This window comes from Nocardioides sp. cx-173 (assembly GCF_021117365.1).
GTDB lineage: Bacteria > Actinomycetota > Actinomycetes > Propionibacteriales > Nocardioidaceae > Nocardioides.
Genome location: NZ_CP088262.1, coordinates 903,616 through 928,649 on the forward strand (window position 1 = coordinate 903,616; position 25,034 = coordinate 928,649).

The following is a 25,034-nucleotide window of genomic DNA, read 5'->3' on the forward strand; positions in this document are numbered from 1 at the left end:
GCGTGACGCTGCGCCACCGGCCCCTGGTCTCCTCGCGGCTCCCCGACTTCCCCTGGGACAGTCTCACCACGTACGCCGCTCGGGCGGGAGCGCATCCTGACGGCATCGTCGACCTGTCGGTCGGCACCCCGGTCGACCCCACCCCCGAGGTGGTGCAGCAGGCGCTGCGCGACGCCGCCGACGACCCGGGCTACCCGATCACGGTGGGCCTGCCCGAGACCCGCCAGGCCTGCCTGGACTGGCTGGCGCGCCGCCACGGCGTGACCGGGCTGGGCCTGGACCAGGTGCTGCCGGTGATCGGCTCCAAGGAGCTCATCGGCACGCTCGCCGCCCACCTCGGCATCGGCGAGGGCGACCTGGTCGTCTACCCCGAGCTGGCCTACCCCACCTACGAGGTCGGGGCCAAGCTCGCCGGCGCCCGCGCCGTGCCGAGCGACTCACTCACCGCGCTCGGCCCCGAGGTGCCGGCGCTGCTGTGGCTCAACTCGCCCTCCAACCCCACCGGCCGGGTGCTGCCCGTCGAGCACCTCAAGAAGGTCGTCGACTGGTGTCGCGAGCGCGGCACCATCCTGGTCTCCGACGAGTGCTACCTCGAGAGCGGCTGGGACGTCTCGCCGGTCTCGGTGCTGCATCCGGACGTCTGCGGCGGCTCGGCGGAGGGGATCCTGAGCGTCCACTCGCTGTCGAAGCGCTCGAACCTGGCCGGCTACCGCTGTGCGTTCGTGGTCGGCGACCCCGCGCTCGTCGGCGAGCTGCTCGCCGTACGGAAGAACCTCGGGCTGATCATGCCCGGGCCCCAGCAGCGCGCGATGGTCGCGGCCCTCGACGACGACGTCCACGTCGCCGAGCAGCACGCCCGCTACGCCGCCCGCCGTACGGCGCTGCGGTCCGCACTCGAGGGTGCCGGCTTCCGGATCGACCACTCCGAGGCGGCGCTCTACCTGTGGGCCACCCGCGAGGACTGCTGGGAGACCATAGCGTGGCTGGCCGAGCGCGGCATCCTGGCCGCCCCCGGCGCGTTCTACGGTGCCGCCGGCGCCCAGCACGTGCGGGTGGCCTTCACCGCCACCGACGAGCGGGTCGCCGCGGCGGTGTCCCGCCTGGCCTAGAGGTAGTCCGGAGCGTACGTGCGCACCTCTTCGATGTCGGTCAGCCGATCCTCGGCATCCCCCTCGCGAACGACCGCGACGTCGTAGCCGGAGCCGCCCCGGAGGTCGTCGGCGCGCGACGTGCCGTTGAGCAGGTCGTCGCCCCTGCGGCCGTCGAGGATCCCCGAGGCCACCGGACCGAGCAGGTCCAGGTCGTCATCGCCGGCGGTGCCGAGCACCGTCCACCGACCGGTGGCGTGCACCGCGAGGGCCTCCGTCGCCCTGAGCTCCCACCGCACCGTGCGCGTCCGGGTGTCGTAGCGCCCCGTGGTCGTGGCGAGGTCGATCCGTCCGGTGACCACCTTCGTGGCGGGCTGCCGACGCCACAGGTCCGGTGACCACAGCAGTCCGCGGTCCGCTCCCGCACCGCCGTCGAGGACCTGGCCGTCCTGCGGTGTGAGGTAGTCCGAGAAGTCGTCGTTGCCCGGGCCGGCCAGCAGCGCCCGCGAGCCCAGGCCTCTCAGGATGTCGTGGCCCGCCCCGCCCAGCAGGCGGTCGCCGGTGCCACCGCCGTAGACCACATCGTCACCGGACCCGCCGGCGACGAGGTTGCCCCGGTCGGTGGGCCGGAAGGGGTCCGGGTTCAGGGCGCCGGCGGCGACTACGTCGTCACCGCCGCCGCCGCGAACGACGTCGGCTCCGCGCTCGCCGAGCAGCATCTCGGGGCGCTCGGTCCCGAGGAGCTGGTCGGCGTGGTCGCTGCCGATCACCTGGTAGACCGGGCTGACGATGCGGTCGGACCCGTCACCCGTCGCCCGGCCCTTGCCGAGGTCGACGCGCACGGAGCGAGGGGCGCCCGCGAAGGTCAGCCGGTCGTTGCTGCGGGAGGCGCGGGTGTCGCGTCCGCCGTGCAGCACGTCGTCACCGCGCCCGCCGTCCAGCGTGTCGCCGGTGAAGACGCTGCGGTCCGAGCGCATCACCCGTCGGTCCCGCTCGCCGTACAGGCGATCGTTGCCGGCTCCGCCGAGCAGCCTGTCGGCACCGTCGCCGCCGCACAGGACGTCGTTGCCGCCTCTCCCGTCGATGACATCGTCGCCGCCTCGCCCGTCGATGACGTCACGGCCCGACGTGCCGGTGATCCGGTCGTTTCCGCTGGTGCCGACGATCGTCGCCGACGCGCACGGGGCGGCGGGAGCGCGCTGGGTCGGGGCGGCGTGCGCGGGGAGCGCGAGCAGCGGTGCGGCGAGCAGGACGGCGATTCCCGAGAGGCGCATCACCGCAACCTACGTCACTCTCGCCGTCAGCGCCGCCGCTCGATGGACTGGAAGCGGTCCCGGCCTCCGCGACCCCAGCCGGTGTCGAAGCCGGGTCCGCCGCGCAGGACGTCGCCCCGCTCTGACCCGCGCAGCATGTCGTTGCCGCCGCGGCCGATCAGGACCGCGCCGTGGTCGGCCTCGACCTCGAGCAGGTTGTTGCGCGGCGTTCCGACCAGCGTCCAGCGCCCGGTGGAGTAGATGCCCGCCCCTTCGATGCCTTGGAGCGGGACCCGCACCATGCCGCGCCGGCGATGGAAGCGGGCCACCTGGGAGGCGAGCTCGACGCGGCCACGGACGATCTCCGATGCCGTGCCGCGCCACGCGACCGGCGCCGTCAGCGATGCCCGGTCCCATCCCGGCCCGCCCCGGAGGAGCTGGGGACCGCGAGACGCGATCGTGTTGTACAGCACGTCGCGGCCGGGGCCGCCGAGGAGCGTCCGGGCCCGGCTCCCATCCAGGAAGTCGTCGCCGGTCCCACCCGCGAGCCGGTCGCCGCGGCCGCCGTTCAGCCAGTCGTCGCCGGGGCCGCCGTCGGCGCGGTCGCGGGCGCCGTCGTTCGCTCCGTCGGCGCCGTCCTCGTCGTCGTCCTCGTCGCTTCCGGTCAGGACGTGGTCGTCGCCTTGACCGCCCGAGATCGTGTCCGCGCCGCCGCGGCCCAGGATGGTCTCGTCGTGGGCGGCGCCGGCGATCCGGTCGGCGTGGTCACTGCCGACGACCTCGTGGAAGTCACCGACGAGCGTGTCGGTCCCCTCGCCCTCCGCCGTGCCGGCCAGGAGGTCCAGATCGACGCCTGCCGCGGCGCGCTCGAAGCTCAGCACCTCGCCCTCGTCCCCCATGTCGCCCCCGGGGTCCGGCCGCGGGTCGTGGCCGGCGTCCAGCAGGTCGTCCCCGGGGCCGCCCTCGAGCGTGTCGCCCTCCCAGAACCCCACCTCCTCAAGGCTGACGTAGCCGTCGAGCTCGCCGTAGAGGGAGTCGTCGCCGTCGCCGCCGATGAGCGAGTCGGACCCGCCGCCGCCGCAGAGCACGTCGTCGCCCCCGGCGCCGTCGATGAGGTCGTGCCCGCCGAGACCGTCGATGACGTCCGGGCCGCTCGTGCCGGTCAGCTCGTCGCTTCCCGGTGTCCCGACCATCGTCGGCGAGGCACAGGGGTCGGTTTCGGCGGCCGCTGTCGACGGCGCGGCCGCGGCTGGAAGCGCGATCAGCGGGAGGGCGACCAGTGCGGCGGCGAGTCTCGAAGCGCTCATCGCCGCATGCTACGTCGCGCGAGCGGTCGCGTCAGTCGAAGACGTCGACGTGCACGTGGTCGCGGTGCTCGAGGATCCTGCGGTCGCCGCTGCGCGACGGCGGGTCGTAGTCGCGCCAGCCCTCGTCGTTACCGGCCCGCCAGATCCGGTCGTCGAAGATCACGGTCTGCACGTCGAGCCGCTGGGCCTGGGCGACCAGGTAGTGCGCGATCGCCCAGCCGCGCTTCTTGTTCTGGGCGCTGATCGGGCGCACGAAGATGTCCACCGCTCGCCCGTCGTAGTGGGCGGATCCCTCCATGTGGCCGTCACGCACCCCGCCGGGGGCGAAGCCCCCCAGCGGGACCTCCCCGAAGACGCCCCGGACCTCCTCGCGCACGTTGTCGGCGCGCGCGGTCAGCCCGCTGCCCACCAGCGCGGGGTCGGTGGCGTCGCTGTCGTCGTCGATGTCGCAGGTGAAGGCGCGACGCGAGTTGCCCGTCAATGCCGAGGCCAGCGCCCGGGCGTCGGCCTCGTGGTCGGCGTACGCCGTGGGGAAGCCGGAGCGCTGCACCTCCTGCGCGGCCGCGGTGATCTCCATCCCCTGGTAGCCGTCGACCTCGACGAGCTCGTCGTAGAACGCGTTGGTCGCGTAGACCGGGTCGAGGATCTCGTCCACGGTGCCCCAGCCCTGGGACGGGCGCTGCTGGAACAGGCCGACGGAGTCCCGGTCGCCGTAGTCGATGTTGTAGAGGTCGGACTCCTGGTACGCCGTGGCCAGGGCGATCGACGCGGCGCGCGCGGGCAGCCCCCGGCGCACCGAGATGGCGGAGATGAGCGCGGCGTTCTCGGCCTGCTCGACCTCGAGCTCCACGGTGTGTCCGTCGACGGTCACCGAGCAGGTGTCGGCTGCGCCGAGACCGAGCTCGTCGCCTTGCGTGAGCACGCCGTAGCCGACCGCGGCCACGACCCCGACCGCCGCGAGCGCGACGATGGCCGTTCCCCTCCCTCGTCCCATGGGTCCCATTCTCCGGATGGCACCCAAAGGCCCACGGCCGACGTGCCGCTGGCCTAGGCTCCGACGGCGGGAGCCGCGGTGGAGGTGGCGGCTCGTGGTGAGCACCCCCAGCGGCGCCTCGGCGTCCCCCAACGAAAGAAGGCACCCCCGTGTTGATCCTCCTCGTCGTCCTGGTGCTCGTCGTCCTGCTCGTGGGCCTCGTCGTGGTCGGCTTCAACAGGCTGCGCACGGCCGACGTCGGCGCCGAGGAGGCGCTGGGCGGGATCGACGTACGACTGACCCGGCGCGCGGACCTGATCCCCAACCTGGTGGAGACCGTCAAGGGGTACGCCGCGCACGAGAAGGGCGTCTTCGAGGAGGTCACGCGCGCCCGCGCCGCGGTGCAGACCGCGGCCGCCGGCAACGACGTCGCGGCGAAGGCCGCCGCCGACGCCGCACTCCAGGAGTCGCTGGTGCGGGTCAACGCCGTCGCCGAGGCCTACCCCGATCTCAAGGCCAACCCCAGCTTCCTCGAGCTGCAGACCCAGCTCGCCGAGACCGAGGACCAGATCTCGTCCGCGCGCCAGGAGTACAACGACGCCGTCGCGACCCTCAACAGGCTCGTCCTCACCATCCCGTGGATGTTCCTCACCGGGATCGCCGGCGTGCACAAGCGCGAGTTCTACGACGCCCCCGAGGGTCAGCAGGCCGCCCCCGCCGTCGAGTTCTGAGCGCCGACCCGTCAGCAACTGCACGAAAAATGCGCTGACCCGTCAGAAAGTTTCTGACGGGTCAGCGGTTCGTCAGGCGACCTGGGTGAGCTTCTGGAACTCCGCGTCGGTCAGCTCGATGTCGGCGGCGGCGACGTTCGACTCGAGGTGGGCGACGCTCGAGGTGCCGGGGATCGGCAGCATCACCGGCGAGCGGCGCAGCAGCCAGGCGAGCGCGAGCTGCGATGGCGTGGCGTCGTGCTCCTGGGCCGCGGCGGCGAGCGGCCCGTCCTCCCGTGAGAGCTCGCCGGTGGCCAGGGGGAACCACGGGATGAAGCCGATGCCCTGCTCCTCGGCGTACTCCAGCAGCGGCTCGGCATCGCGCTTGACCAGGTTGTAGAGGTTCTGCACGGTCGCGATCGTGGCGACCTGCTGCGCGGCCTTGGTCTGCTCGACGCTCACCTCGGACAGGCCGATGTGGCGGATCTTCCCCTCCTCCTGCAGCTTCTTGAGCTCCCCGACCTGGTCCTCGAGCGGTACGACGGGGTCGATGCGGTGCAGCTGGAAGAGGTCGATCGACTCGACGCCGAGGTTGCGCAGCGAGAGCTCGGCCTGCTGGCGCAGGTACGCCGGCACGCCGACCGGCGTCCACACGTCCGGCCCCTGGCGGGTCAGGCCGGCCTTGGTCGCGATGACGACGTCGTCGGCGTAGGGGTGCAGCGCCTCCCTGAGCAGCTGCTCGGCGACGACGGGGCCGTAGGAGTCGGCCGTGTCGAAGAACGTCACGCCCAGCTCGACCGAGCGCCGCAGCACCCGCACCGCCTCGTCGTGGTCCTTCGGAGGTCCCCACACCCCGTCGCCGGTGAGCTGCATGGTGCCGTAGCCGAGGCGCACGACCGGGAGGTCGCCGCCGATCTGGAAGGTGCCGGACGCTGCTGCTGTCGTGGTGGTGGTCATGGTGGTCTGCAACCGGGCGGGGCCCTGGGGTGTTCCCCCCGCGAGGTCAGAACACGTTGAGCGGCCGGAACTGCACGGACATGCGCGGCCCGGCGTGCGCCACCTTGGGGACGGCGTGCTCCCACGTGCGCTGGCAGCTGCCGCCCATGACCAGCAGGTCGCCGTGGCCCATCTCGATGGCGAGGGAGTCGCCGCCGCCGCGGGGGCGTAGGTGCAGCTTGCGCGGGTCGCCGACCGAGACGATCGCGACCATCGTGTCCTGGCTGCTGCCGCGCCCGATCGTGTCGCCGTGCCAGGCGACGCTGTCGCGCCCGTCGCGGTAGTAGCAGCAGCCGGCCGTGCGGAACGGCTCGCCGAGCTCCGGCAGGTAGTGCTCGCTGAGCGCGTCGCGCGCCTCCTCGAGCATGGGGTGGGGGAGGGCCTCGCCGATCATGTAGGTGTGGACGAGACGGGGCACGTCGACGACGCGGTCGTACATCTGGCGCCGCTCTGCGCGCCACGGCACGGCGTCGACCATGGTCGTGAAGATGTCGTCGGCCTCGGGCACCCACGAGCGGAGCACGTCCACCCAGGCGCCTTGGCTCAGGGTGCGGCGCTCGAGCCCTTCAAAGGACGCGAGCCCGTGCGGCGGCGCCGCGAACAGGGAGGTCTGGAAGTCCATGGGGACACGATACGCGATCCATCGAACACGCGTTCGATGCTGTGCGTGGTTTGCCCCCACGCCCGGACGAAAGGCCCTGGCGGTCGGCCGGTGCGGCGCGAGAGGGTGAGGCCATGACCGACGCCCCCCTCGCCGGTGCCGACGCGACGGCGTCGCGGCCGCCCGCCGCCCGCGTCCAGCACCTCACCAAGACCTACGGCTCCGGACAGGCCATGGTGCGCGCGCTCGACGACGTCAGCCTGGACATCCACGCGGGCGAGTTCACCGCCGTCATGGGGCCCAGCGGCTCGGGCAAGTCGACGCTGATGCACCTGTGCGCGGCGCTCGACACCGCGACCAGCGGCAGCGTCGTCATCGGCGACCGCAGCCTGGAGCACCTCTCGGACAAGGAGCTCACCCGGCTGCGCCGCGACGAGATCGGCTTCGTGTTCCAGTCGTTCAACCTGGTGCCGACGCTCACGGCGAAGGAGAACATCCTGCTGCCGCTGTCGATCGCCGGCCGCAAGCCCGACTCGGCCTGGTACGACGAGGTCATCGCGACCGTGGGTCTGGGCGACCGGCTCGGTCACAAGCCCAACGAGCTCTCCGGCGGCCAGCAGCAGCGGGTCGCCGTGGCCCGGGCCCTGGTCAGCCGCCCGCGGATCGTCTTCGCCGACGAGCCGACCGGCAACTTGGACTCGCGCTCCGGCGCCGAGGTGCTCGAGCTGCTGCGCAGCAGCGCCGCCGACCACGGGCAGACGGTCGTGATGGTCACCCACGACCCGGTGGCGGCGGCCTACACCAACCGCGTGGTGTTCCTGGCCGACGGCCGCGTGGTCGACGAGCTGCGCGACCCCGACCGCGAGCAGGTCCTCGAGATCATGGCCCGCATGGCCGAGCCGGGGGCCTGAGCGGCATGTGGCGCGCCTCCCTCAAGAGCCTGCTCGGGCGCAAGGTCCGGCTGCTCATGAGCACGTTCGCGATCGTGCTCGGCGTGGCGTTCGTCGCCGGCTCGCTGATCTTCTCCGACACCTTGAGCCGCAGCTTCACCGCGCTGTTCGCCTCCACCGTCGGCGACGTGGTCGTCCGACCGGTCGGCGGTACGACGGCGAGCGGCTCGATCTCCGCGCTCACCCTGCCCGGGTCGCTGGTCGAGGAGCTGGGAGAGGTCGACGGGGCGGACCGGGCCGACGGCAACGTCACCGCGCTGGGCGTCTACGTCGTCGGCGACGACGGCAAGGTCATCGGCGGCCTCGGCCCACCGGCTCTCGGCGGCAACTACACCACCGCGCCGGCCGCCGGTGGTGAAGGGCTCACCCTGGTCGAGGGGCGCGAGCCGCGCGGCCGCGACGAGATCGTCCTGGACGAGACCACGGCCGAGAACGGCGGCTACGAGGTCGGCGACACCGTGCCGCTGCTCCTGCCGCGGGGGCTGAGCAAGCTCACCGCGACCCTGGTGGGCGTGGCCGGCTTCCCCGACGGCGGGTCGTTGAACGGCGCCACCTTGACCATGTTCGACACCCGGACCGCGCAGGAGCTGTTCCTCGACGGCGAGGACGTCTACAACGACGTCTGGGTCACCGCAGAGGACGGCGTCTCCCAGCAGGAGCTGCGCGACGCCGTCGCGAAGGTGCTGCCGGAGGAGACCGAGGCGGTCACCGGCGACGAGGCGGCCGACGAGTCGGCCAGCGACCTGCTCGAGGCGATCTCGTTCATCACCACCTTCCTGCTGATCTTCGCCGGGATCGCGCTGGTGGTCGGGTCGTTCCTGATCATCAACACCTTCTCGATCCTGGTCGCGCAGCGCAGCCGCGAGCTGGCGCTGCTGCGGGCGCTCGGCGCCTCGAAGCGGCAGGTCGTGCGCTCGGTCCAGCTCGAGGCGTTCGTGCTCGGGTTGCTGGGGTCCACGCTCGGCCTCGGGCTGGGCGTGCTGCTCGCCATGGGGCTGCGCTCGCTCTTCGCGCAGTTCGGGCTCGACCTCTCCGGTCAGCCGATGATCTTCGGGTGGCGCACCGTGGTCGCGTCCTACCTCGTCGGGGTGCTGGTGACGATGGCGGCGGCCTGGCTCCCGGCCCGCCGTACCTCGCGGATCTCGCCGGTCCAGGCCATGCGCGACGACATCGCCCTGAGTGAGAGCTCGATGACCACCCGCTTCATCCGGGGGGCGGCCCTCGGCGTGGTGGGGCTGGTGGTGCTCGGCCTGGGCCTCTTCTCCGGCCTGCCGTATGGCGGTCAGATGGTCGGCGCCGGGGTGCTGGCGATCCTGCTGGCCGTCGCCGCGATGAGCCCGGTCCTCTCCCGGCCGCTGCTGTCGGCGGCTCGCTCGGCCTATGCGCGGCTGTTCGGCTCGATCGGCAACCTGGCCGGGCAGAACTCCCTGCGCAACCCGCGCCGGACGACCGCGACCGCGTCGGCGCTGATGATCGGCCTGACCCTGGCCTGCACGATGGCGATCGTGGGCGACTCCGCCAAGGCGTCGGTCGACAAGTCGGTGGAGGAGAGCTTCGTCGGCGACTACGTGGTGAGCAACGTCTTCGGGGGCGAGTTCAACCCGGCCATCGCCGACCGCATGGCGCAGCTGGAGGGGGTCGACGCGGTGGTGCGCCAGCGCTACCAGTTCCAGGACTTCGGGGGGCAGGGCATCTCCGCCATCGACCCGGCCACCGCCGACCGCCTCGAGCTCACCGTCACCGAGGGGGACCTGGCCGACTTCACCGACGGGACCGTGATCGTCCAGGAGTCCCACGCCGAGGACGAGGGCCTCGAGGTGGGCGACGAGGTCGAGGTCGAGACGCCGGCCGGGAAGCGGAGCTGGCCGGTGGTGGCCGTCTACGAGGACAACCCGATCGTCTTCCTGCCGGTCGTGACCACCCTGACCACGATGGAGGAGGCCGGCTACGAGCCCGCCGACAACGCGGTCATCGTCTTCGCCGAGCCGGGCGCCGACGACCTGCAGGCCGGCCTCGACGCGATCGTCGAGGAGCTGCCGATCGTCACCGTCAAGGACCAGGCGGCCTTCGCCGAGGAGCAGCGCGAGCCGATCGACCAGTTCGTGCTGATCATCTTCGCGCTGCTCGGCCTCGCGCTGGTCATCGCGGTCCTGGGGATCGTCAACACCCTGGCGCTGTCGGTGATCGAGCGCACCCGCGAGGTCGGGCTGCTGCGCGCGATCGGGGTGTCGCGCTCGCAGCTGCGCTGGATGATCACGCTGGAGTCGGTGGTGATCGCCGTGCTCGGGGCGGTGCTCGGCGTGGTGCTCGGGGTCGGCTTCGGGGTGGCGCTGATGTACGCGCTGCGCGACGAGGGCCTGGAGGTGATCAGCGTGCCGTACGGCCAGCTCGCCGTGTTCCTGGTGCTGTCGGTCGTGATCGGGATGCTGGCGGCGGTCTTCCCGGCCCGCCGAGCGGCCCGACTGGACGTGTTGAGGGCGATCGCCACCGAGTAGCGGGTCCCGCCGCAGGTCAGCGCCCTAGTGCCGGATTCGGGGGACGCGAGGGCTCGCCACGTCCTAGTCTGAACAGGTGGAAGAAGCGCTCCTGGTCGATGGACGGACGCTCAAGCACGTCCAGGTGCGCGAGTACGTACGGGCCCTCGTCACCGGCTCCGCGCCCGGCTCCCCGGCGCCGTCGGAGCGCGAGCTCGTGCACCGCTTCGGGGTCGCGCGGATGACGGTGCGCCAGGCGCTGGACGCGCTGGTCGCCGAGGGCCTGCTGGAGCGGATCCCCGGTCGCGGCACGTTCGTGGCCCGGCCCCGTCAGGCGGTCACCCGGATCTCCGGCTTCACCGAGGAGATGACGCGCCGCGGGCTCCTCGCGGAGTCGCAGACCCTCCTCGCCCGCCGCGAGCAGGCCGGCCCGGGGGTCGCCCGGGCCATCAACGTCTCCGAGGGCGACGCGGTCATCCACTGGCGCCGGCTGCGGCGCGGCGACGGCTCGCCGGTCTGCGTCGAGGACGCCTACCTCAACGAGATCCTGCTGCCCGGCTTCCTGCAGAGCGGCATGCCCACCAGCCTGTACGACGCCCTCGGCCAACGCGGCCTGCGGCCCACTTGGGCCGAGGACTCCATCACCGCCGACCGGCCCACCGTCGAGGAGTCCTCCCTGCTCGAGCTGCCCGCCGGCGGCGTCGTCCTGCGCCAGTCGCGCCGGGCGCTGTCCGGCGAGAAGATCGTGATGGTCTCGCGCTCGGTCTACCGCGCCGACCGGTTCACGATGTGGGTGCAGCTCGGCGGCTGAGCGCGCTTGTGCGCGGCCGCGGGCCGCTCAGCTCTCGCCGAGGTGCCCGAGCGCGGCCACGACCCGGCCGGTCTCCTCGCACACCCACACCGGGTCGGGACCGCCGAGGTCGGGCTGGATGTAGAGCGAGTGGACCGGTCCGTCCTGGCAGCTCAGGCACAGCGGCCACCGACCCGAGTGCTCGAACAGCGCGTCCTGCACGTCCTGGGCGACCAACCCGGCGACGTACACCTCGCCCTCGGGCCACTGCTCGGCCCACCACCGGCGCGAGGCGCACGCGTCCTCCAGAGCGGACACGGCCTCGCGAGTGGCCACGCGGCGGGCCTGCAGATCGGCGAGCACGCGGGCGCGGGCGTCGAAGTACAGGGCGTCGTCCACGGACCCCATTGTGCCGACGGGCCAAGCAGCCCGGCCGTACGACCTGTTGCGCCTCCCCGGGATGCGGCCCAGGGGCGCCTAGCATGCCCCTATGAGCAGAGGGCTCCTCGAGGTCGCCGTGCTCCACGCGCGCGACGTGCCGGGCTGCGAGCGCGGCGGTGCGGACCGGCTCTCGCTCGCCGTCGAGGGTGAGGGTGAGGGCCGTACGCCGGACCTGGCCACCGCCGCCTCCGTCATCCGGGCCACCGAGCTGCCGGTGCGAGTGATGCTGCGCCTCAACGACACCCTCACGACGACCGGCGGCGAGTTCGTGCGCCTCGTCGGTCTGGCCGAGGAGCTCGTCTCCCTCGGGGCCGAGGGGGTCGAGTTCGGCTTCCTGGACACTGACCTCGAGGTGGACGTCGAGACCTGCCGCGCGCTCGCGACCGCGCTGCCCGGGGTCCCGTGGACCTTCCACCGTGCCATCGACCAGGTCCTCGAGCCGGCCCGCTCCTGGCGCCGCCTGACGGCCGGCCTGCCGGGCCTGAGCGCCGTACGCTCCGGGGGCTCGCCGCAGGGCTTGGCCCACGGGTACGACGACCTGCTCGCCCTCGCGGAGGCCGACCCCGACGTGGCGCGGCTGCTGATGCCGGCCGGGGGCCTGCTGCCCGAGCACGTGCCGTGGCTGCTGCGCGCGGGGGTCCGCCAGCTGCACGTCGACGTCCAGGTGCGCCCCGGCGCGACCACCCGCTCCTACGTCGACGCCGACTTCGTGCGGTCGTGGCGGCTGATCCTCGACGACGCGGCGTCCCGCTCGGCATGACGGTCCTGATCGACCCGCCCAACGCGGCGGGCCACGGCCGGCTGTGGTCGCACCTGGCCAGCGACGCCTCCTACGACGAGCTGCACGAGTTCGCGCGGGGGCTGGGCATCCCCGAGCGCGGCTTCGACCGCGACCACTACGACGTGCCGTCGCAGTGGTACGACCGGGTGGTCGCCGCCGGCGCGGAGCCGGTCAGCTCACGCGAGCTGGTCGCCCGGCTGATCGCCGCCGGGCTGCGTCGCCGCAAGCCGCGCTAGCTCCGCCTCGACGTTGGCTCGCGCGGGACCCTCCCAGCGCTCCTGGGCGTAGGCGGTGTGGAAGAGGTGGGGCTTCGAGAGCAGGTCGTGCAGGACCGCCCGCCGACCCGCGACGAACACGTCCTCGGGGAGGTGGGCGTAGTCGACACGCACGGCCGCGACGTAGTCGGCGTAGCGGGCGTCGTCGGCGGCGAGGATCCCGAGATCGGCGTCGGACAGCGCGCACCCGGCCCGGTCGTCCGGCTCCGGGCGATGGGTCTCGGTCAGCCGCACCAGCCGCGCCACCTCGTGGACCAGGGGCGCGTCGACGAGGTCCGCCAGCGCCATCTCGGCCCACACCGCCGAGCGCTCCTCGGCGTCGCGCTCGCCGTCGTAGACCGCGTCGTGGAACCACGCGGCCAGCACCACCGGCACGCGCTCGTACGTCGCGCCGTGGGCGGCCAGCTCGTCCAGGCGTCCCAGGACCTCGGTGAGGTGCCGGGTGTCGTGGTAGCCGCGCGCCGGGTCGGCGTAGGCGGCGAGGAGCTCGTCGCGCAGGCGGGTGTCGCCGGTCAGGGGCCAGGCCGAGAGGAGGTCCACCCGGACAGTCAAACAGGCATCGCCCACCGGCGCTTGACGCGCGGCGTCAGGAGGCGCGCGGCGCGCCCATCGCCCAGCGGATGGCCCCGGTGGCCGCGGTGCCGAGCGCGCGCACGACGGTCCGCTCGGAGACCGGCAGCCACGGCAGGCGGAGGGGACGCCGGGTCCAGCGCGGCATCAGGCCCACGGCGGCCGCGACCAGCACGCCGTACGGCGCCCGCGCGGCCAGCGGCAGCGGCGGCTTGAGCATCAGGAAGCGCACGGCCTCGCGCGCCTCCGGCGTCCCGCGCAGCTCGGGTTCGTAGGCCGCGAGCGCGTCGGCCAGCTCGGCCTCGGTCAGCGGCGGGTCGACGACGCCGAGCCGGCGTGCGACCTCGGCGGTCTGGGCGACGTACTCGTCGCGCCCGGCCTGGTCCAGCGGCTTCTTGCCGTAGACGGTGTGGGCCCGCAGGAAGCTGTCGACCTCGGCCACGTGCACCCAGCGCAGCAGGTGCGGGTCCGAGGCGGCGTACGGCGTGCCGTCCGGCATGGTGCCGACGACCCGCTCGTGGATCCTGCGCACCACGTCGACCGCCTGCTGGGCGTCCTCGGCGGTGCCGAACGTGGTCACCGCCAGGAAGCGGCTGGTCCGGTTGAGGCGGCCCCACATGTCGCCGCGGAAGCCCGAGTGCTCCGAGACCGCCCGCATCGCCGCCGGGTGCAGCGTCTGCAGGAGCAGCGCGCGGATGCCGCCCACGAACATGGACGCGTCGCCGTGCACGCGCACGATCGCGCTGTCCGCGGCGAACCACCGTGGCCCGGGCGTCCCGTGGATCCGCGCCGCGTGCCTGGCGCCGTCGGGTCCGGCGACCCTCAGGAAGAGCGCGCTGCCGAGCCGCTCGCGTACCTCGCCCACCGTCGCCACCATCCGACCATCGTGGCAGGGCCCACAAAGGCCGTGGGGCTACTCGACGCGTGGCAGCGCGATCGTGCCGAGGGCCCGGTCCTGGTTGGCGGCGATGTCGAGGTCCGCGATGACCTGGGTCTGGTAGTTCGGGTCGTAGGGGTGGTCGATCACCAGCCGCAGGGCCGACTGGGCGCGCAGCTGCCCGCCCGAGAGGAAGGCGCCGGTCTGGGACGTCGTGGTCTCGTGGAGCAGCTGGCCGGCCCGGTCGTAGAGCCGCACGCGGGCGCCCTGGATCGCCGCCCCGCCGTCACCGCGCACGACCTGGCCCACGAAGGCGCCGCCGCGCTGGGTCAGCCGGAAGCTGCCGAAGGCGCCGCGGCCGGGCCGCACGTTGCCGTTCGTCACCGCTCCGGTGCGGCCGAACCACCGGCCGACGCCGGGCATGACGAGCTTGTAGCGGCCCGGGAAGACCCCGGGGAAGGCGACCGAGCCGCCGGAGAACCGCACCGTCCAGAACTGACCGCTGCGCCGGCTCACCGCCGTGGCGTAGCCGCTGCCGCGCAACGGCTCGCCCCCGGCGTACAGGTCGACGCGCAGCTCACCGCCCTTGCGGTTCAGCGCGATGCGGACGTGGGCCGGTGTGCGGGCGGCGAGCTTGGGCACGTAGGTGCTCTTGCCCACCCAGGTGCGCCGCCGGTCGTAGGTGAAGAGGGAGTAGCTGCCCGCCGGGAGCCCGCCCAGCGCGAACTCGCCGCGCTCGTTGGCCACCGTCTCGAACGACTGCTCGCTGGGATTGGCCGCGACCACGCGGGCGCGGGCACCCGGCTTGCCGCCGGTGCGGACGGTGCCGGTGATGACGGCCCCGGCCCTCATCCGGACGTTCTTGACCGTGGTCCTGCCCGCCCGCACCCGCACGAACGCGTCGGTCGGCGCGTACTTCGAGACGTCGTAGGCGGGGCGGCGGTCGACGAACTGGAGCCGGTAGCTGCCCGGTCCGAGCGAGAGGGAGTACGTCGAGCCGCTCACGTTGCGGGCGCCGAGATAGGTCCAGTCGCCCCGGAACAGGAGCAGTCGCAGGCGCGGCGGCGCGCCGCCGGCCCGACCGAAGATGCTGCCCCGCACCTTGCCGACGCTCGCCTTCTGGGCGGCCGGACCGTCGGGGGCGGCAGGTGCGGCGGGCGCCGGGGCGACGAGCAGCAGGTAGGCGACGAGTGCGGCCAGGACCGCGCCCACGAGGGCGCGGTGACGGCGCGACGAGACGGTTGGCATGCGGGCTCGCTCCAGGTCGTGACCTCAGGGCCGAGTCGCCGCGGGTCGATCGCCCCATCGTAGGCGGGGGCGTCGGCCTGCGGACCCGAACCTCGCGCGGGTGCGCGAGGTCATGGGCGACGACCATGCGGTCGGCACGGTTACGAGGCCCGGCCGCGGGGCATGGTCGAGGCATGACCCAGCCGACGACGCCCCCGCCGCCGTACCAGCCGCCGCCGTCCCAGCAGGTGCCGCAGCACCTGCCGCCCCCGCCCAGCTCGCCGCCGCCCAGCGCACCCCCTGCGGGCGGCCCCCCGCCGGCCCCGGCCCAGCAGCACCAGCCGGGCCCGCCGGCCGCCGACCCCAACGCCGGCTACCTCGTGCTCACGCTGCAGGGCAACGTGATGACCAGCAGCATGATCCCGCCGAAGGTGCGGCTCAACGGCTACCCCGTGGCGACCTCGTACGGCCAGAACGTGCTGCCGGTCCCGCCGGGGCGCTGGCACCTCGACGTCTCGTGTCAGTGGCTCAAGGAGTTCGGGCAGGCGGCGATCGACGTCGACGTGGCCCCGGGACAGCACGTGCCGATCTTCTACGCGGCGCCCATGCACCAGTTCACGACCGGCAGCATCGGCTTCGAGAAGCAGCCCCGCAAGGGCGTCGCGGTGTTCGCGCTGATCATCGCCGTGGCGCTGGCACTGGTGAGCCTGAGCATCGTGCTCGCGGTGCTCTAGGCCTGGCTCAGCCCGGGCAGGTCCTCGGCGTCGACGATCCGGTAGGCGTAGCCCTGCTCGGCGAGGAAGCGCTGGCGGTTCTGGGCGAAGTCGGCGTCCACGGTGTCACGGCTCACGATCGTGTAGAAGTGCGCCGAGCGGCCCTCGGTCTTGGGTCGCAGCAGCCGGCCCAGACGCTGCGCCTCCTCCTGGCGGGAGCCGAAGGAGCCGGACACCTGGATCGCGACCTCGGCGGAGGGCAGGTCGATGGAGAAGTTGGCGACCTTGCTGACCACCAGCATGCCGATCTCGCCGCTGCGGAAGGCGTCGAAGAGCCGCTGACGCTCCTTGACCGGCGTCTCGCCCTTGATGACCGGCGCGTCCAGCGCCGCGGAGAGCTCGTCGAGCTGGTCGAGGTACTGGCCGATGACCAGCGTCGGCTGGCCCGGGTGCTGGGCGACCAGGTCCCGCACCACCTGCACCTTGTGGTGGGTGCACGACGCGAGTCGGTAGCGCTCCTCGGGCTCGGCTGTCGCGTAGGCGATCCGCTCCTGGGTGGGCAGCGTGACCCGCACCTCGACGCAGTCGGCCGGCGCGATCCATCCCTGCGCCTCGATGTCCTTCCACGGGGCGTCGTACCGCTTGGGCCCGATCAGCGAGAACACGTCGCCCTCGCGGCCGTCCTCGCGCACCAGCGTGGCGGTGAGCCCGATCCGGCGGCGGGCCTGCAGGTTGGCGGTCATGCGGAAGATCGGTGCCGGGAGCAGATGCACCTCGTCGTAGACGATCAGCCCCCAGTCGCGGGCGTCGAGCAGCTCGAGGTGCGAGTAGACGCCCTTGCGGCGCGTGGTCATCACCTGGTACGTCGCGATCGTGACCGGCCGGATCTCCTTGACCGCGCCGGAGTACTCGCCGATCTCGTCCTCGGTGAGCGTCGTGCGGCGCACCAGCTCGTCCTTCCACTGCCGCGCGCTCACCGTGTTGGTGACCAGGATCAGCGTCGTGGCCTGCGCCTGGGCCATCGCGGCCGCGCCGACCAGCGTCTTCCCGGCCCCGCAGGGCAGCACCACGACCCCGGACCCGCCGTGCCAGAACGACTCGGCGGCGTCCCGCTGGTAGTCACGCAGGTGCCACTCCGACTCGTCGAGCGCGATCGGGTGCGCCTCACCGTCGACGTACCCGGCGAAGTCCTCGGCCGGCCACCCCAGCTTGAGCAGCGCCTGCTTGAGGTTGCCCCGCTCCGAGGCGTGCACCAGCACGGTGTCTCCGTCGAGGCGCTCGCCGATCATCCCGGCGACCTTCTTGGCGCGCAGCACCTCCTCGAGCACCGGCCGGTCGTTGCTGACCATCACCAGCCCGTGGACGGGGTGCTTCTCCAGGCGCAGCCGGCCGTAGCGGGCCATGGTCTCGGCGATGTCGACCAGGAGCGCGTGCGGGACGGCGTACCGGCTGAACTCCAGCAGCGTGTCGATCACCTGCTCCGCGTCGTGCCCGGCGGCGCGTGCGTTCCACAGCCCCAGGGGCGTCAGCCGGTAGGTGTGGATGTGCTCCGGAGACCGCTCCAGCTCCGCGAACGGCGCGATCGCCCGCCGGCACGCGGCGGCCTGCTCGTGGTCGATCTCGAGCAGGAGGGTCTTGTCCGACTGGACGATGAGGGGGCCGTCGTTCACCTGGTGAGTCTACGGACCGGGTGAGTTTCACCGGGTCCCCGGTGAAACTCCTGCCTCCCGCACGAAGTTTCGTAGGGGAGGCGTGAGTTTCACCGGGTGCCCGGTGAAACTCCCGGCGCTGCCCTCACGCGGACTGCGCAAGCGCCTCGGCCTCGGCCTTGCGGCGCGCGCGGTACGCCGCCACGTTGGCGCGCGAGGAGCAGCGCTCGGAGCAGTAGCGGCGCGAGCTGTTGGGGGAGGTGTCGACGAAGACGTGGTCGCAGGAGGCCGCCTCGCAGACCCCGAGGCGGGTGGGGCCGAGATCGCAGACGAGGGTGGCCAGCCCCAGGAGCGCCTCGCCGACGAGCAGCTCGGCGACCGAGGCCGCCTTGGTGGCGACGTGCAGGTGCAGGTCGTCGCCGTCGTGGTCGGAGATCCGCGGGGTGATCGGGTGGCGCACCATCAGCTCGTTGAGGCCGTCGACGACGCCGCGCGTGTCCGCGGCGGCCGACGCCTCGAAGACCGGGCGCAGCTCGCGCTGGAAGCGCCGCAGCTGCTGGAGGTCGCGCTCGGTGCACTGCTCGTGCAGCCACTCGCGGCCGTCGAGGTGGTCCACGAGCGCCTCGATGTCGCTCAGCTCGGTGTTGAGCAGACCGGCCGAGCGCTCGGCGTACCTGACGAAGTCCACGCAGCGATTCTACGAACTGCTGTCCAACGACTTCACGTTGGTGATGCGGTGGACGGCGAAGGTGCGCACGTCGTCGGCCCGGTGGTCGCGCGCGGTGAGCTGTCCGCCCTCGACCGAGAGCGGGTCGACGATGCGGTCGGTGGCGGTGCCGTGGTTGTCGACGTAGCCGATGAGCACCGAGCCACCGGCCTCGATGGCCTCGCGCAGCGCGGCCAGCGAGCCACTGGGCGACAGGGTGGACCCGGACGCCGGCCGCGACGCCGCCGCCCGGTCGCCGGAGCGCACGGCGGTGATGGTCGCGGCGATCCTGGCCGCCTCGTGGGCCGTCGCGGTCGCCGCGCGGCGACCGCGCGGGATGCGGGCGCGCAGCTGGTCGGGCCGGGTCACCCGCACCGTGCCGTCGGCGGCCTCGACGACCGGTGCCGCCCCGAGGTCGCGCAGCCGGGGGAGCAGCACCTCGATCGGGGTGTCGCTCACGATCACCGTCGGCGCCAGCCGCCGCAGGCCGAGCGCTCCGGCCTTGGGGTGGTGCAGCAGCTCGGTCAGGGCGGCCTCGTCGTCGGAGCGCAGAAAGGACTCGGCCTGCCCCACCCGGATCGCCCCGAACGTGCGCACCGTGTCGTCCACGAGGTAGGTCAGCGGCTGCGGGACGGGGGTGCGCGAGACCGTGCCGAGGAACTCGTGCACCTCCGCGGCCGTCCAGCCGAGGTCGAGCGCGCGGCGTACGGACGCCGGCGTGAAGCGGTACGTCGTCGCACCCCCGCGCGACTCCACGTCCGCCACGAGCTGCAGTCGCCGTGCGAGCGAGGACTCCAGCGGGCCCGGCGCCACGGCGGTGAGGTCGGCCTGGATGAGCACGTGGTCGACCGGCTCGGGCAGCAGGGCCGCCATCGTGTCGTGGGAGTCGCCGCCGTCGAGCAGGACGCGCGCGTAGGACGCCAGCCCGCCCAGGCCGGTGAGACCCAGTGCCGCGGCCTCCTCGACGGCCCAGGCGACCTGGTCGGCCCGCGAGCGCGGCCGGCGGGGACGCAGCCAGGCCAGCCGTGCCAGGAGGGACGGGAGCCCGGTGCCGGCCGCGAGGACGGTGCCGGGCGGCAGCTCGGCGAGCACCCGCAGCGTCATGGCCCGGGACTCGGGCATGCTCCGCGCGGCGAGCTCGGGGGTGAGTACGTTCCACGGCTTGCCGGCCGCGTCGCGGCTGCCGACCAGGCCCGGCATCCGCGGGCTCTCCAGCCACGAGCGCGCCACGGTCGCCCAGCGGGCCGGCACGTCCTGGGCGGTCCAGGTGTCGAACACGTCGGTCGGCACCCACACCAGGTTGCCGTCGGCGTCGGCCCGCGAGGCGAGGAGCCCCGCGGCCGAGGCGGTCTCGACGAGCAGGGCCGCGGCGCGCTCGTCGACGTGCAGGAAGCTGGCCGCGGCCTTCAGCTCGCGGACCCCCAGCCCGCCGCTGCGCAGGGCCGGCGGAGGGTGGGTGCCCCAGTGGTCGAGCAGCAGCTCGAGGCGGCGTACGAGCTCGAAGGCGGCGCCACCCGCGACCCGGTCCACCAGGGCCGGCTCACGCTGCGTGGTCGAGAGCGCGGGGACCTGGTCGACCGGCTCGGTCGTGGTCCGGCCGCCCCGCAGCACCAGGCCCACCTCGCCGGGCAGGACCACGGTGCCCGTGGCGCGCGGGACCAGCAGCCGCCGGGAGAGCAGCTCCTCCGCCGGGGTCGCGGCCTCGCTCGGCAGCAGCGTGTGGCGCGCGGCGCTGGTGGTCGCCTCGCCGCCCTGCTCGAGGACGTGGTCCAGCAGCGCCCGAGCCGGGGCCGACAGCTCGGCCAGAGCGTGCTCGACCTGGTCGGGGGTCAGTGGGTCGGCGCTGCGCGGTCGCAGCCCGCTCACGCCGGACTCCGGGCCGCCGGTCAGGGCCTCAGCGACCCCGGTGAGCGGACGCAGCCCGGAGGTCGAGTCCCAGACCAGCGCAAGCCCGCGCAGACGCTCCAGAGCCGCCTCCACAGCACCCGGCGCGGCGTGCACGGTGGAGCCGAGTTCGGCCGGTGTGGTTTGACCGCTGACCACCAGGGCATCTAGGACACAGAGCTCGAGACGCGTCAGCGCGTCGAGGGCACGGACGACCGACGTACGCACGGCAGCGCGCGAGGCGAGCTGACCGAAATCATGAGGGGCGGGAGTGGCGAGATCGGGACGCTCGGAGAGCAGGGTCGACAGCCGCTCGTCCGTCCAGCTGCGCAGCTGGTCGGCGAGCGATCGGAACCCCCTGGTCGTACTCATCCTTCCCACGCTATCCGGCCACGCCACCCGGGGAGGCAGAAGATGACCGGTGTGGAGCTGCACCACGGGGCCGCCACGGACGTGGGGCTGGTGCGTGAGGCCAACGAGGACGCCTTCCTGGTCGCGCCGCCGGTGTTCGTCGTGGCCGACGGGATGGGCGGCCACGACCGCGGCGACGTCGCCTCGGCGATCGTGGTGGAGGAGTTCGCGCGGCTCGCCGACCAGGGCTACGACCCGGCCCGCGGCGCCGCCGTCGTCGCGGAGACGCTGGAGGAGTGCCAGGCCCGGATCGCCGAGTACGACGCCAGCCAGCGCGCGCAGGGAGCTCCCGACTTCTCGGCCGGCACCACCGCGGTGGTCGCGCTGCTGATCGAGCAGTCCGGTGAGCCCAAGTGGCTCCTGGCCAACGTCGGTGACTCGCGCGTCTACCGCTACAACCACGGGGCGCTCGAGCAGGTGAGCGTCGACCACAGCCTGGTGCAGGAGCTGGTCGAGTCCGGTGCGATCACCGCCTCCGACGCCGCGGTGCACCCCGAGCGGCACGTGATCACGCGGGCGCTCGGCGGCTCCGGCAGCACGGAGGCCGACTACTTCGTGCTGCCGCTGTCCGCCGCCGAGCGCCTGGTCCTGTGCTCCGACGGGGTCAGCGGGATGATCGACGACCGCCGGATGGAGGAGATCCTGGGCGCTGCGGACGACCCTCGCGACGCCGCCGACCAGATGGTCGCGGCCGCCGTCGCGGCGGGTGGGCGGGACAACGCGACCGCAGTGGTCGTCGATGTGGTGGGATTGGTCGCCGAGACCCCGTACGACTCCGAGCGCCAGCGGGTGAGTCTCGAGGAGAAGTTGGGAGCCCTGCCATGACCCAGGACGTCAGCACGTGGTCCTACCGGCCCGGAGACTGGCTGGCGATCTTCGGCGCCGCCACGACCCTGCTCCTCCCGGCCAGCGAGAAGGCCAGGGCCGCCCAGCTGTGGGACAAGGTCGACGGAGGCGCCGGCTTCGCCGAGACCCTCGACGGGGTGGTCGCCCCAGGTCTGAGCGCGCTCCCGGCCTTCGTGCTCATCGGCACCGGGGAGGGGCCGACCAAGGTGATCGTCCGCGGTGCTGGCGTCCGCGCCACGCTGACGACCTCCGAGGACACCGTCGTCCTCGACGGGGCGACGGCCACCATCTGGCACGAGCGCTCCCTGGACGGGGTCACCGCGCTGAGCGTCGAGGTGGGGGACGCGCCGTCGGGTCCCGACTACCGCATCGAAGGCGGCCTGGTCCGGGTCTCGCGCCTGGACCTGCCCCCGCACGGCGCCGGGGCCGGCGCCCCCATGCCCGCGCCCGTCGCCGCCCAGCCCGCCGTCGTCGAGCAGCCCGAGACCGAGCGCCTCGACGTCCCCGCCCATGCCGCGGCCCTGGACGGCGAGGAGGAGCCGGTGGACGCCGGCAGCGGCGACTTCGGCGACGGTGAGAGCCGTGGCCTCAGCCTGATGGAGCCGGTGCCGGAGGCCGAGCCGGAGTCGGAGCCGGACACGTCCGGCCTCGTGTGGGCCGACGAGGGCGGCAGCGAGCCGATCGAGGCCGCGGAGCCCTCGGGCGGCCCGTTGCCGCCCTTGCCTCCGCCGCCGGTGCCCGGGGTAGCGCCCCTCCCCGGCCCGCCTCCGGCCGACGCGACGACGCCGCCCGCGTCCGCCGCCCCGCACACCGACCACGACGGGCTGACCCAGGCGGGGGCGTCGACCGGCGAGTTCGCCCGCGAGCAGCCCGGCATCCCGGGCCAGCCGCCCGCGCCCCAGGTGACCCGGCCGGTGGCCCGGCTGGTGATCTCCAACGGCGACACGGTCGAGGTCGACCGCGTGGTCCTGATCGGGCGCGCGCCCGAGGCTCGCCGGTTCACCGCGACCGAGCAGCCCCGGCTGGTCACCGTGCCCAGCCCGCTGCACGAGATCTCCTCCACCCACGTCGAGGTACGGCCCGGCTCCGGCGCCGACCACGGCAGCGCCGTCGTCACCGACATGGGCTCCACCAACGGCACCGTCCTGGTCCAGCCCGGGCTGGGGCCCGAGGACCTCAAGCCGGGCATCGCCGTGCAGCTCATCCCGGGGGCGATCATCAACCTCGGCGACGGGGTGACCATCCAGGTCACCAACCCCTGACCCGAGAGACGGACACATGAGCGCGCCGCAAGACGCCACGACGTACCCGCCTGCCGAGCTGGACCGTCGCTTCTACGCCTTCACGATCGATCGGCTCCTCGCGTGGAGCTTGTACGCCGCCGCGTCGTACGCCGCCTACGTCTGGCTCCTCGAGCCGGGCAACGTCGCCGGCGGGGTCGCGCTGATCGCCGGCACGGTGCTGCTGCTCGGTCTGCTCTCCGCGCTGCTGCTCGGGCTCAAGGGCACCTCGCCCGGCAAGGCGCTGGTCGGGCTGCGGGTGGTGGAGGACGAGTCCGGCAGGCCGATCGGCGTCGCCCGTGCGCTGCTGCGCACGCTCGTGCTGGGCATCGCGACCCTGCCCACGGCCGGGCTCGGCGTCGCGACGCTGGCCTGGACGGCGGTGATGGATCCGGCCAACCAGCGCCGCGGGTGGCACGACCACCTCAGCCACGGTGTGGTCGTGGACGTCCGGCCGGTGCCCGAGGTCGAGGAGGAGGAGGATGTCCGTCCGCGCCAGCTCGTGAACCTCACCGCCATGCGCCTGGTCCCCGCCCCCGCGGCGGCTCCCGTGGCGACCCCGGCGCGCGCGCCGAAGCCGAGCTCGCCGCCGGCACCGCGCGCCCCGCGCCCCGCCGCGCCGCCTCCTCCCGCCCCCGTGGCAGCCCCGGCCGCCCCTGCCCCGCCGCCAGCTCCACCGGCACCGGCACCAGCACCGGCACCGGCGCCTCGCCACGCGGCCCCGGTGGCGGCGCCCCCCTCGCCCGCCCCGCCCTCCCCGCCCGCCCAGCCGGCCCCTGCGCCGGCAGCTGCGCCGGCCGCGCCGACCCGGGTGTCGCAGCTGGGTCCACCGCTGGTGCCCGAGCCCAGTCAGGTGCCGCACTGGCGGGTCACCTTCGACACCGGCGAGACCTTCGTCGTCGAGGGCCTCGCCCTCGTCGGGCGCCGGCCCGAGGCGCGGGCGGGGGAGACCGTGGCGCACCTGGTGCCCCTGCGCTCCACCGACATGTCCCTGTCGAAGACCCACGCCCAGTTCCAGGCCACGCCGGCCGGGGCGCTGGTGGTGATGGACCGGGGCTCGACCAACGGCTCGATCGTGATCCGGCAGGGGATCTCCAAGGCGCTGACCGCCGGACGGCCCACGACGCTGCTCGCCGGCGACACCGTGCGCTTCGGTGACCGGCAGATGACGGTCGAGCGCGCCTGACACCGACCCGTCAGAAACTCGCCGTACTCGCCGCTGACCCGTCACAAACTTTCTGACGGGTCAGCGAGATCTGCCGCGAGTTAGTGACGGGTCAGCGGTTCAGTCGGCGTCGGGGACGTCCTCGAAGATGTCGGGGCGACCGACGAAGTGGGCGCGGTCAAGGGGCCAGACCAGGGCGAAGACCTTGCCGACGACGAGGTCGACCGGGACGAACGCGCCCTCGGGGTCGCACGCGTCGCCGCGGTCGACGCACAGCCGGGCCGAGGAGTCGGCAGACGCGCTGCGGTTGTCGCCCATGACGAACAGCTCGCCCTCGGGCACGGGGCCGGCGGTCCAGTCGCAGGCCGGCCCGGGCATCGGCCCGTCGCACTTCTGCGGCTGGATGAAGCCGTCCTCGTCGAGCGGCTCACCGTTGACCTCGAGGCGCCCCGACTCGTCGCAGCAGACGATGGTGTCGCCCTCGACGCCGATGACCCGCTTCACCAGGTGGCCGCCGCTGGGATAGAGACCGATCTTCGTGAGGGCCTTGACCAGGGGGCTCGTCGGCTCCGGAGCCACTCCGTTGAGCCAGCCACCCGGGTCCTCGAACACCACCACGTCGCCGCGGGACGGGGAGCCGCCGAACCAGTACGACACCTTCTCCACCAGGATCCGGTCGTTCTCGACCAGACCGGGCTTCATCGAGGCGGACGGGATGTAGAAGGCCTGGACGAAGAGGGTCTTGATGACCAGGGCGAGCACGACCGCCACCGCCAGCAGGATCACGGTCTCGAGCCACAGCGGGAGCTTGCGCTTCGCGGGCTCCGGGGGGGTGGCGGCGTCGGACACGCCTGGACCCTACGCCAGCCCTCCACCCCGGCTGGGCAGCCGCACGTCATCGGGCCGGGTCGTCGACCCTCGGCTCAGGGCTTGCGCCCGCGCCGGGCCTTGGCCTTGTCGACGGCGGACTTGATCTTGGCCTGGTTGTGGGGCTTGCGGGCCTCGTCGTAGACCTTCTTGGCGATCCCGATCGCGGCCGCGCCTCGTAGCAGCTTCATGAGCCACCG

At 73.5% G+C, this 25,034-nt stretch carries 25 protein-coding genes; 11 read left to right on the forward strand and 14 right to left on the reverse strand.

The genetic code is table 11. The features are described from left to right. The first annotated feature begins 2 nt into the window (after window positions 1–2). Window positions 3–1,109 (forward strand): succinyldiaminopimelate transaminase, encoded by a 1,107-nt coding sequence (gene dapC / locus LQ940_RS04275; RefSeq protein ID WP_269217229.1) that lies wholly within the window; start codon window positions 3–5, stop codon window positions 1,107–1,109. Here dapC and LQ940_RS21710 read toward each other — a convergent pair. Genes LQ940_RS21710 through LQ940_RS04295 form a run of 3 tightly spaced genes read right to left on the reverse strand, consistent with a single transcriptional unit; the run spans window position 1,106 to window position 4,642 of the window. Beyond that, entirely contained in the window at window positions 1,106–2,362 is a 1,257-nt protein-coding gene (locus LQ940_RS21710; protein WP_269214714.1) for a calcium-binding protein, read from the reverse strand. The two genes, dapC and LQ940_RS21710, sit on opposite strands and share 4 nt — an antisense overlap. Window positions 2,363–2,388: 26 nt before the next feature. Beyond that, the gene (locus LQ940_RS04290) at window positions 2,389–3,648 is read right to left on the reverse strand and encodes a calcium-binding protein (RefSeq protein WP_231243333.1); all 1,260 of its coding nucleotides are present in this window, start codon (window positions 3,646–3,648) and stop codon (window positions 2,389–2,391) included. Between the two features lie 31 nt (window positions 3,649–3,679). Beyond that, window positions 3,680–4,642, reverse strand: a complete 963-nt coding sequence (locus LQ940_RS04295; protein ID WP_231243334.1) for a hypothetical protein — start codon at window positions 4,640–4,642, stop codon at window positions 3,680–3,682. 149 nt (window positions 4,643–4,791) lie between these two features. Here LQ940_RS04295 and LQ940_RS04300 point away from each other — a divergent pair, with 149 nt between their 5' ends. Beyond that, the gene (locus LQ940_RS04300) at window positions 4,792–5,352 is read left to right on the forward strand and encodes a LemA family protein (protein WP_231243335.1); all 561 of its coding nucleotides are present in this window, start codon (window positions 4,792–4,794) and stop codon (window positions 5,350–5,352) included. A gap of 72 nt (window positions 5,353–5,424) precedes the next feature. Here the strand turns inward: LQ940_RS04300 and LQ940_RS04305 are convergent, their stop codons facing one another. Next, window positions 5,425–6,288, reverse strand: coding sequence for an aldo/keto reductase (locus LQ940_RS04305; protein WP_231243336.1), 864 nt, complete (start codon window positions 6,286–6,288; stop codon window positions 5,425–5,427). 46 nt (window positions 6,289–6,334) lie between these two features. Continuing rightward, the gene (locus LQ940_RS04310) at window positions 6,335–6,949 is read right to left on the reverse strand and encodes an alpha-ketoglutarate-dependent dioxygenase AlkB (protein WP_231243337.1); all 615 of its coding nucleotides are present in this window, start codon (window positions 6,947–6,949) and stop codon (window positions 6,335–6,337) included. A gap of 113 nt (window positions 6,950–7,062) precedes the next feature. Here LQ940_RS04310 and LQ940_RS04315 point away from each other — a divergent pair, with 113 nt between their 5' ends. The 3 genes from LQ940_RS04315 to LQ940_RS04325 all read left to right on the forward strand — a co-directional run bounded on the left by LQ940_RS04315 (window position 7,063) and on the right by LQ940_RS04325 (window position 11,163). Next, on the forward strand, window positions 7,063–7,839 hold the full coding sequence (locus LQ940_RS04315; protein WP_308217433.1) for an ABC transporter ATP-binding protein: 777 nt from the start codon (window positions 7,063–7,065) through the stop codon (window positions 7,837–7,839). Between the two features lie 5 nt (window positions 7,840–7,844). Further along, window positions 7,845–10,373: an ABC transporter permease gene (locus LQ940_RS04320; protein WP_231243338.1), complete on the forward strand. Its 2,529-nt coding sequence runs from the start codon at window positions 7,845–7,847 to the stop codon at window positions 10,371–10,373. A 76-nt stretch (window positions 10,374–10,449) separates the two neighbouring features. Continuing rightward, the gene (locus tag LQ940_RS04325) at window positions 10,450–11,163 is read left to right on the forward strand and encodes a GntR family transcriptional regulator (protein ID WP_231243339.1); all 714 of its coding nucleotides are present in this window, start codon (window positions 10,450–10,452) and stop codon (window positions 11,161–11,163) included. 27 nt (window positions 11,164–11,190) lie between these two features. On the opposite strand, the gene LQ940_RS04330 is transcribed toward LQ940_RS04325, so the two are convergent. Continuing rightward, complete coding sequence (locus LQ940_RS04330; RefSeq protein ID WP_231243340.1) at window positions 11,191–11,550, reverse strand: hypothetical protein; 360 nt, start codon at window positions 11,548–11,550, stop codon at window positions 11,191–11,193. An 82-nt stretch (window positions 11,551–11,632) separates the two neighbouring features. On the opposite strand from LQ940_RS04330, the gene LQ940_RS04335 reads away from it, so the two are divergent. Further along, window positions 11,633–12,343 carry a copper homeostasis protein CutC gene (locus tag LQ940_RS04335; RefSeq protein ID WP_231243341.1) on the forward strand — a complete coding sequence of 237 codons (711 nt, stop codon included), beginning with the start codon at window positions 11,633–11,635 and terminating at the stop codon, window positions 12,341–12,343. After that, window positions 12,340–12,600: a DUF4031 domain-containing protein gene (locus LQ940_RS04340; RefSeq protein ID WP_231243342.1), complete on the forward strand. Its 261-nt coding sequence runs from the start codon at window positions 12,340–12,342 to the stop codon at window positions 12,598–12,600. Before LQ940_RS04335 ends, LQ940_RS04340 begins: the two co-directional genes overlap by 4 nt. On the opposite strand, the gene LQ940_RS04345 is transcribed toward LQ940_RS04340, so the two are convergent. The 3 genes from LQ940_RS04345 to LQ940_RS04355 are packed head-to-tail and all read right to left on the reverse strand — an operon-like array spanning window position 12,541 to window position 15,334. After that, the gene (locus LQ940_RS04345) at window positions 12,541–13,179 is read right to left on the reverse strand and encodes an HD domain-containing protein (RefSeq protein WP_231243343.1); all 639 of its coding nucleotides are present in this window, start codon (window positions 13,177–13,179) and stop codon (window positions 12,541–12,543) included. The two genes, LQ940_RS04340 and LQ940_RS04345, sit on opposite strands and share 60 nt — an antisense overlap. A 46-nt stretch (window positions 13,180–13,225) precedes the next feature. Then, the gene (locus LQ940_RS04350; RefSeq protein ID WP_231243344.1) at window positions 13,226–14,086 is read right to left on the reverse strand and encodes an oxygenase MpaB family protein; all 861 of its coding nucleotides are present in this window, start codon (window positions 14,084–14,086) and stop codon (window positions 13,226–13,228) included. A 36-nt stretch (window positions 14,087–14,122) separates the two neighbouring features. Beyond that, complete coding sequence (locus tag LQ940_RS04355) at window positions 14,123–15,334, reverse strand: carboxypeptidase-like regulatory domain-containing protein (protein WP_231243345.1); 1,212 nt, start codon at window positions 15,332–15,334, stop codon at window positions 14,123–14,125. A gap of 173 nt (window positions 15,335–15,507) precedes the next feature. Between LQ940_RS04355 and LQ940_RS04360 the strand changes: the two genes are divergently transcribed. After that, a complete protein-coding gene (locus LQ940_RS04360; protein ID WP_231243346.1) occupies window positions 15,508–16,047 on the forward strand; it encodes a hypothetical protein in 540 nt (179 codons plus the stop codon). Here the strand turns inward: LQ940_RS04360 and LQ940_RS04365 are convergent. The 3 genes from LQ940_RS04365 to LQ940_RS04375 form a co-directional block, all read right to left on the reverse strand. Next, on the reverse strand, window positions 16,044–17,696 hold the full coding sequence (locus LQ940_RS04365) for a DNA repair helicase XPB (protein ID WP_231243347.1): 1,653 nt from the start codon (window positions 17,694–17,696) through the stop codon (window positions 16,044–16,046). The genes LQ940_RS04360 and LQ940_RS04365 overlap by 4 nt on opposite strands. Window positions 17,697–17,820: 124 nt before the next feature. Further along, the gene (locus LQ940_RS04370) at window positions 17,821–18,363 is read right to left on the reverse strand and encodes a CGNR zinc finger domain-containing protein (RefSeq protein WP_231243348.1); all 543 of its coding nucleotides are present in this window, start codon (window positions 18,361–18,363) and stop codon (window positions 17,821–17,823) included. 9 nt (window positions 18,364–18,372) lie between these two features. Further along, window positions 18,373–20,637, reverse strand: coding sequence for a helicase C-terminal domain-containing protein (locus LQ940_RS04375; RefSeq protein ID WP_231243349.1), 2,265 nt, complete (start codon window positions 20,635–20,637; stop codon window positions 18,373–18,375). Window positions 20,638–20,679: 42 nt separating this feature from the next. On the opposite strand from LQ940_RS04375, the gene LQ940_RS04380 reads away from it, so the two are divergent. Genes LQ940_RS04380 through LQ940_RS04390 form a run of 3 tightly spaced genes read left to right on the forward strand, consistent with a single transcriptional unit; the run spans window position 20,680 to window position 23,988 of the window. Further along, entirely contained in the window at window positions 20,680–21,501 is an 822-nt protein-coding gene (locus LQ940_RS04380; protein WP_231243350.1) for a PP2C family protein-serine/threonine phosphatase, read from the forward strand. Beyond that, window positions 21,498–22,784: an FHA domain-containing protein gene (locus tag LQ940_RS04385; RefSeq protein ID WP_231243351.1), complete on the forward strand. Its 1,287-nt coding sequence runs from the start codon at window positions 21,498–21,500 to the stop codon at window positions 22,782–22,784. Before LQ940_RS04380 ends, LQ940_RS04385 begins: the two co-directional genes overlap by 4 nt. Window positions 22,785–22,800: 16 nt before the next feature. After that, window positions 22,801–23,988, forward strand: coding sequence for an RDD family protein (locus tag LQ940_RS04390; protein ID WP_231243352.1), 1,188 nt, complete (start codon window positions 22,801–22,803; stop codon window positions 23,986–23,988). Window positions 23,989–24,087: 99 nt separating this feature from the next. Here LQ940_RS04390 and lepB read toward each other — a convergent pair whose 3' ends face one another. Then, window positions 24,088–24,816 carry a signal peptidase I gene (lepB, locus tag LQ940_RS04395; protein WP_231243353.1) on the reverse strand — a complete coding sequence of 243 codons (729 nt, stop codon included), beginning with the start codon at window positions 24,814–24,816 and terminating at the stop codon, window positions 24,088–24,090. Window positions 24,817–24,890: 74 nt separating this feature from the next. Continuing rightward, the gene (locus LQ940_RS21715) at window positions 24,891–25,025 is read right to left on the reverse strand and encodes a hypothetical protein (protein ID WP_269211812.1); all 135 of its coding nucleotides are present in this window, start codon (window positions 25,023–25,025) and stop codon (window positions 24,891–24,893) included. Between the last annotated feature and the right edge of the window lie 9 nt (window positions 25,026–25,034).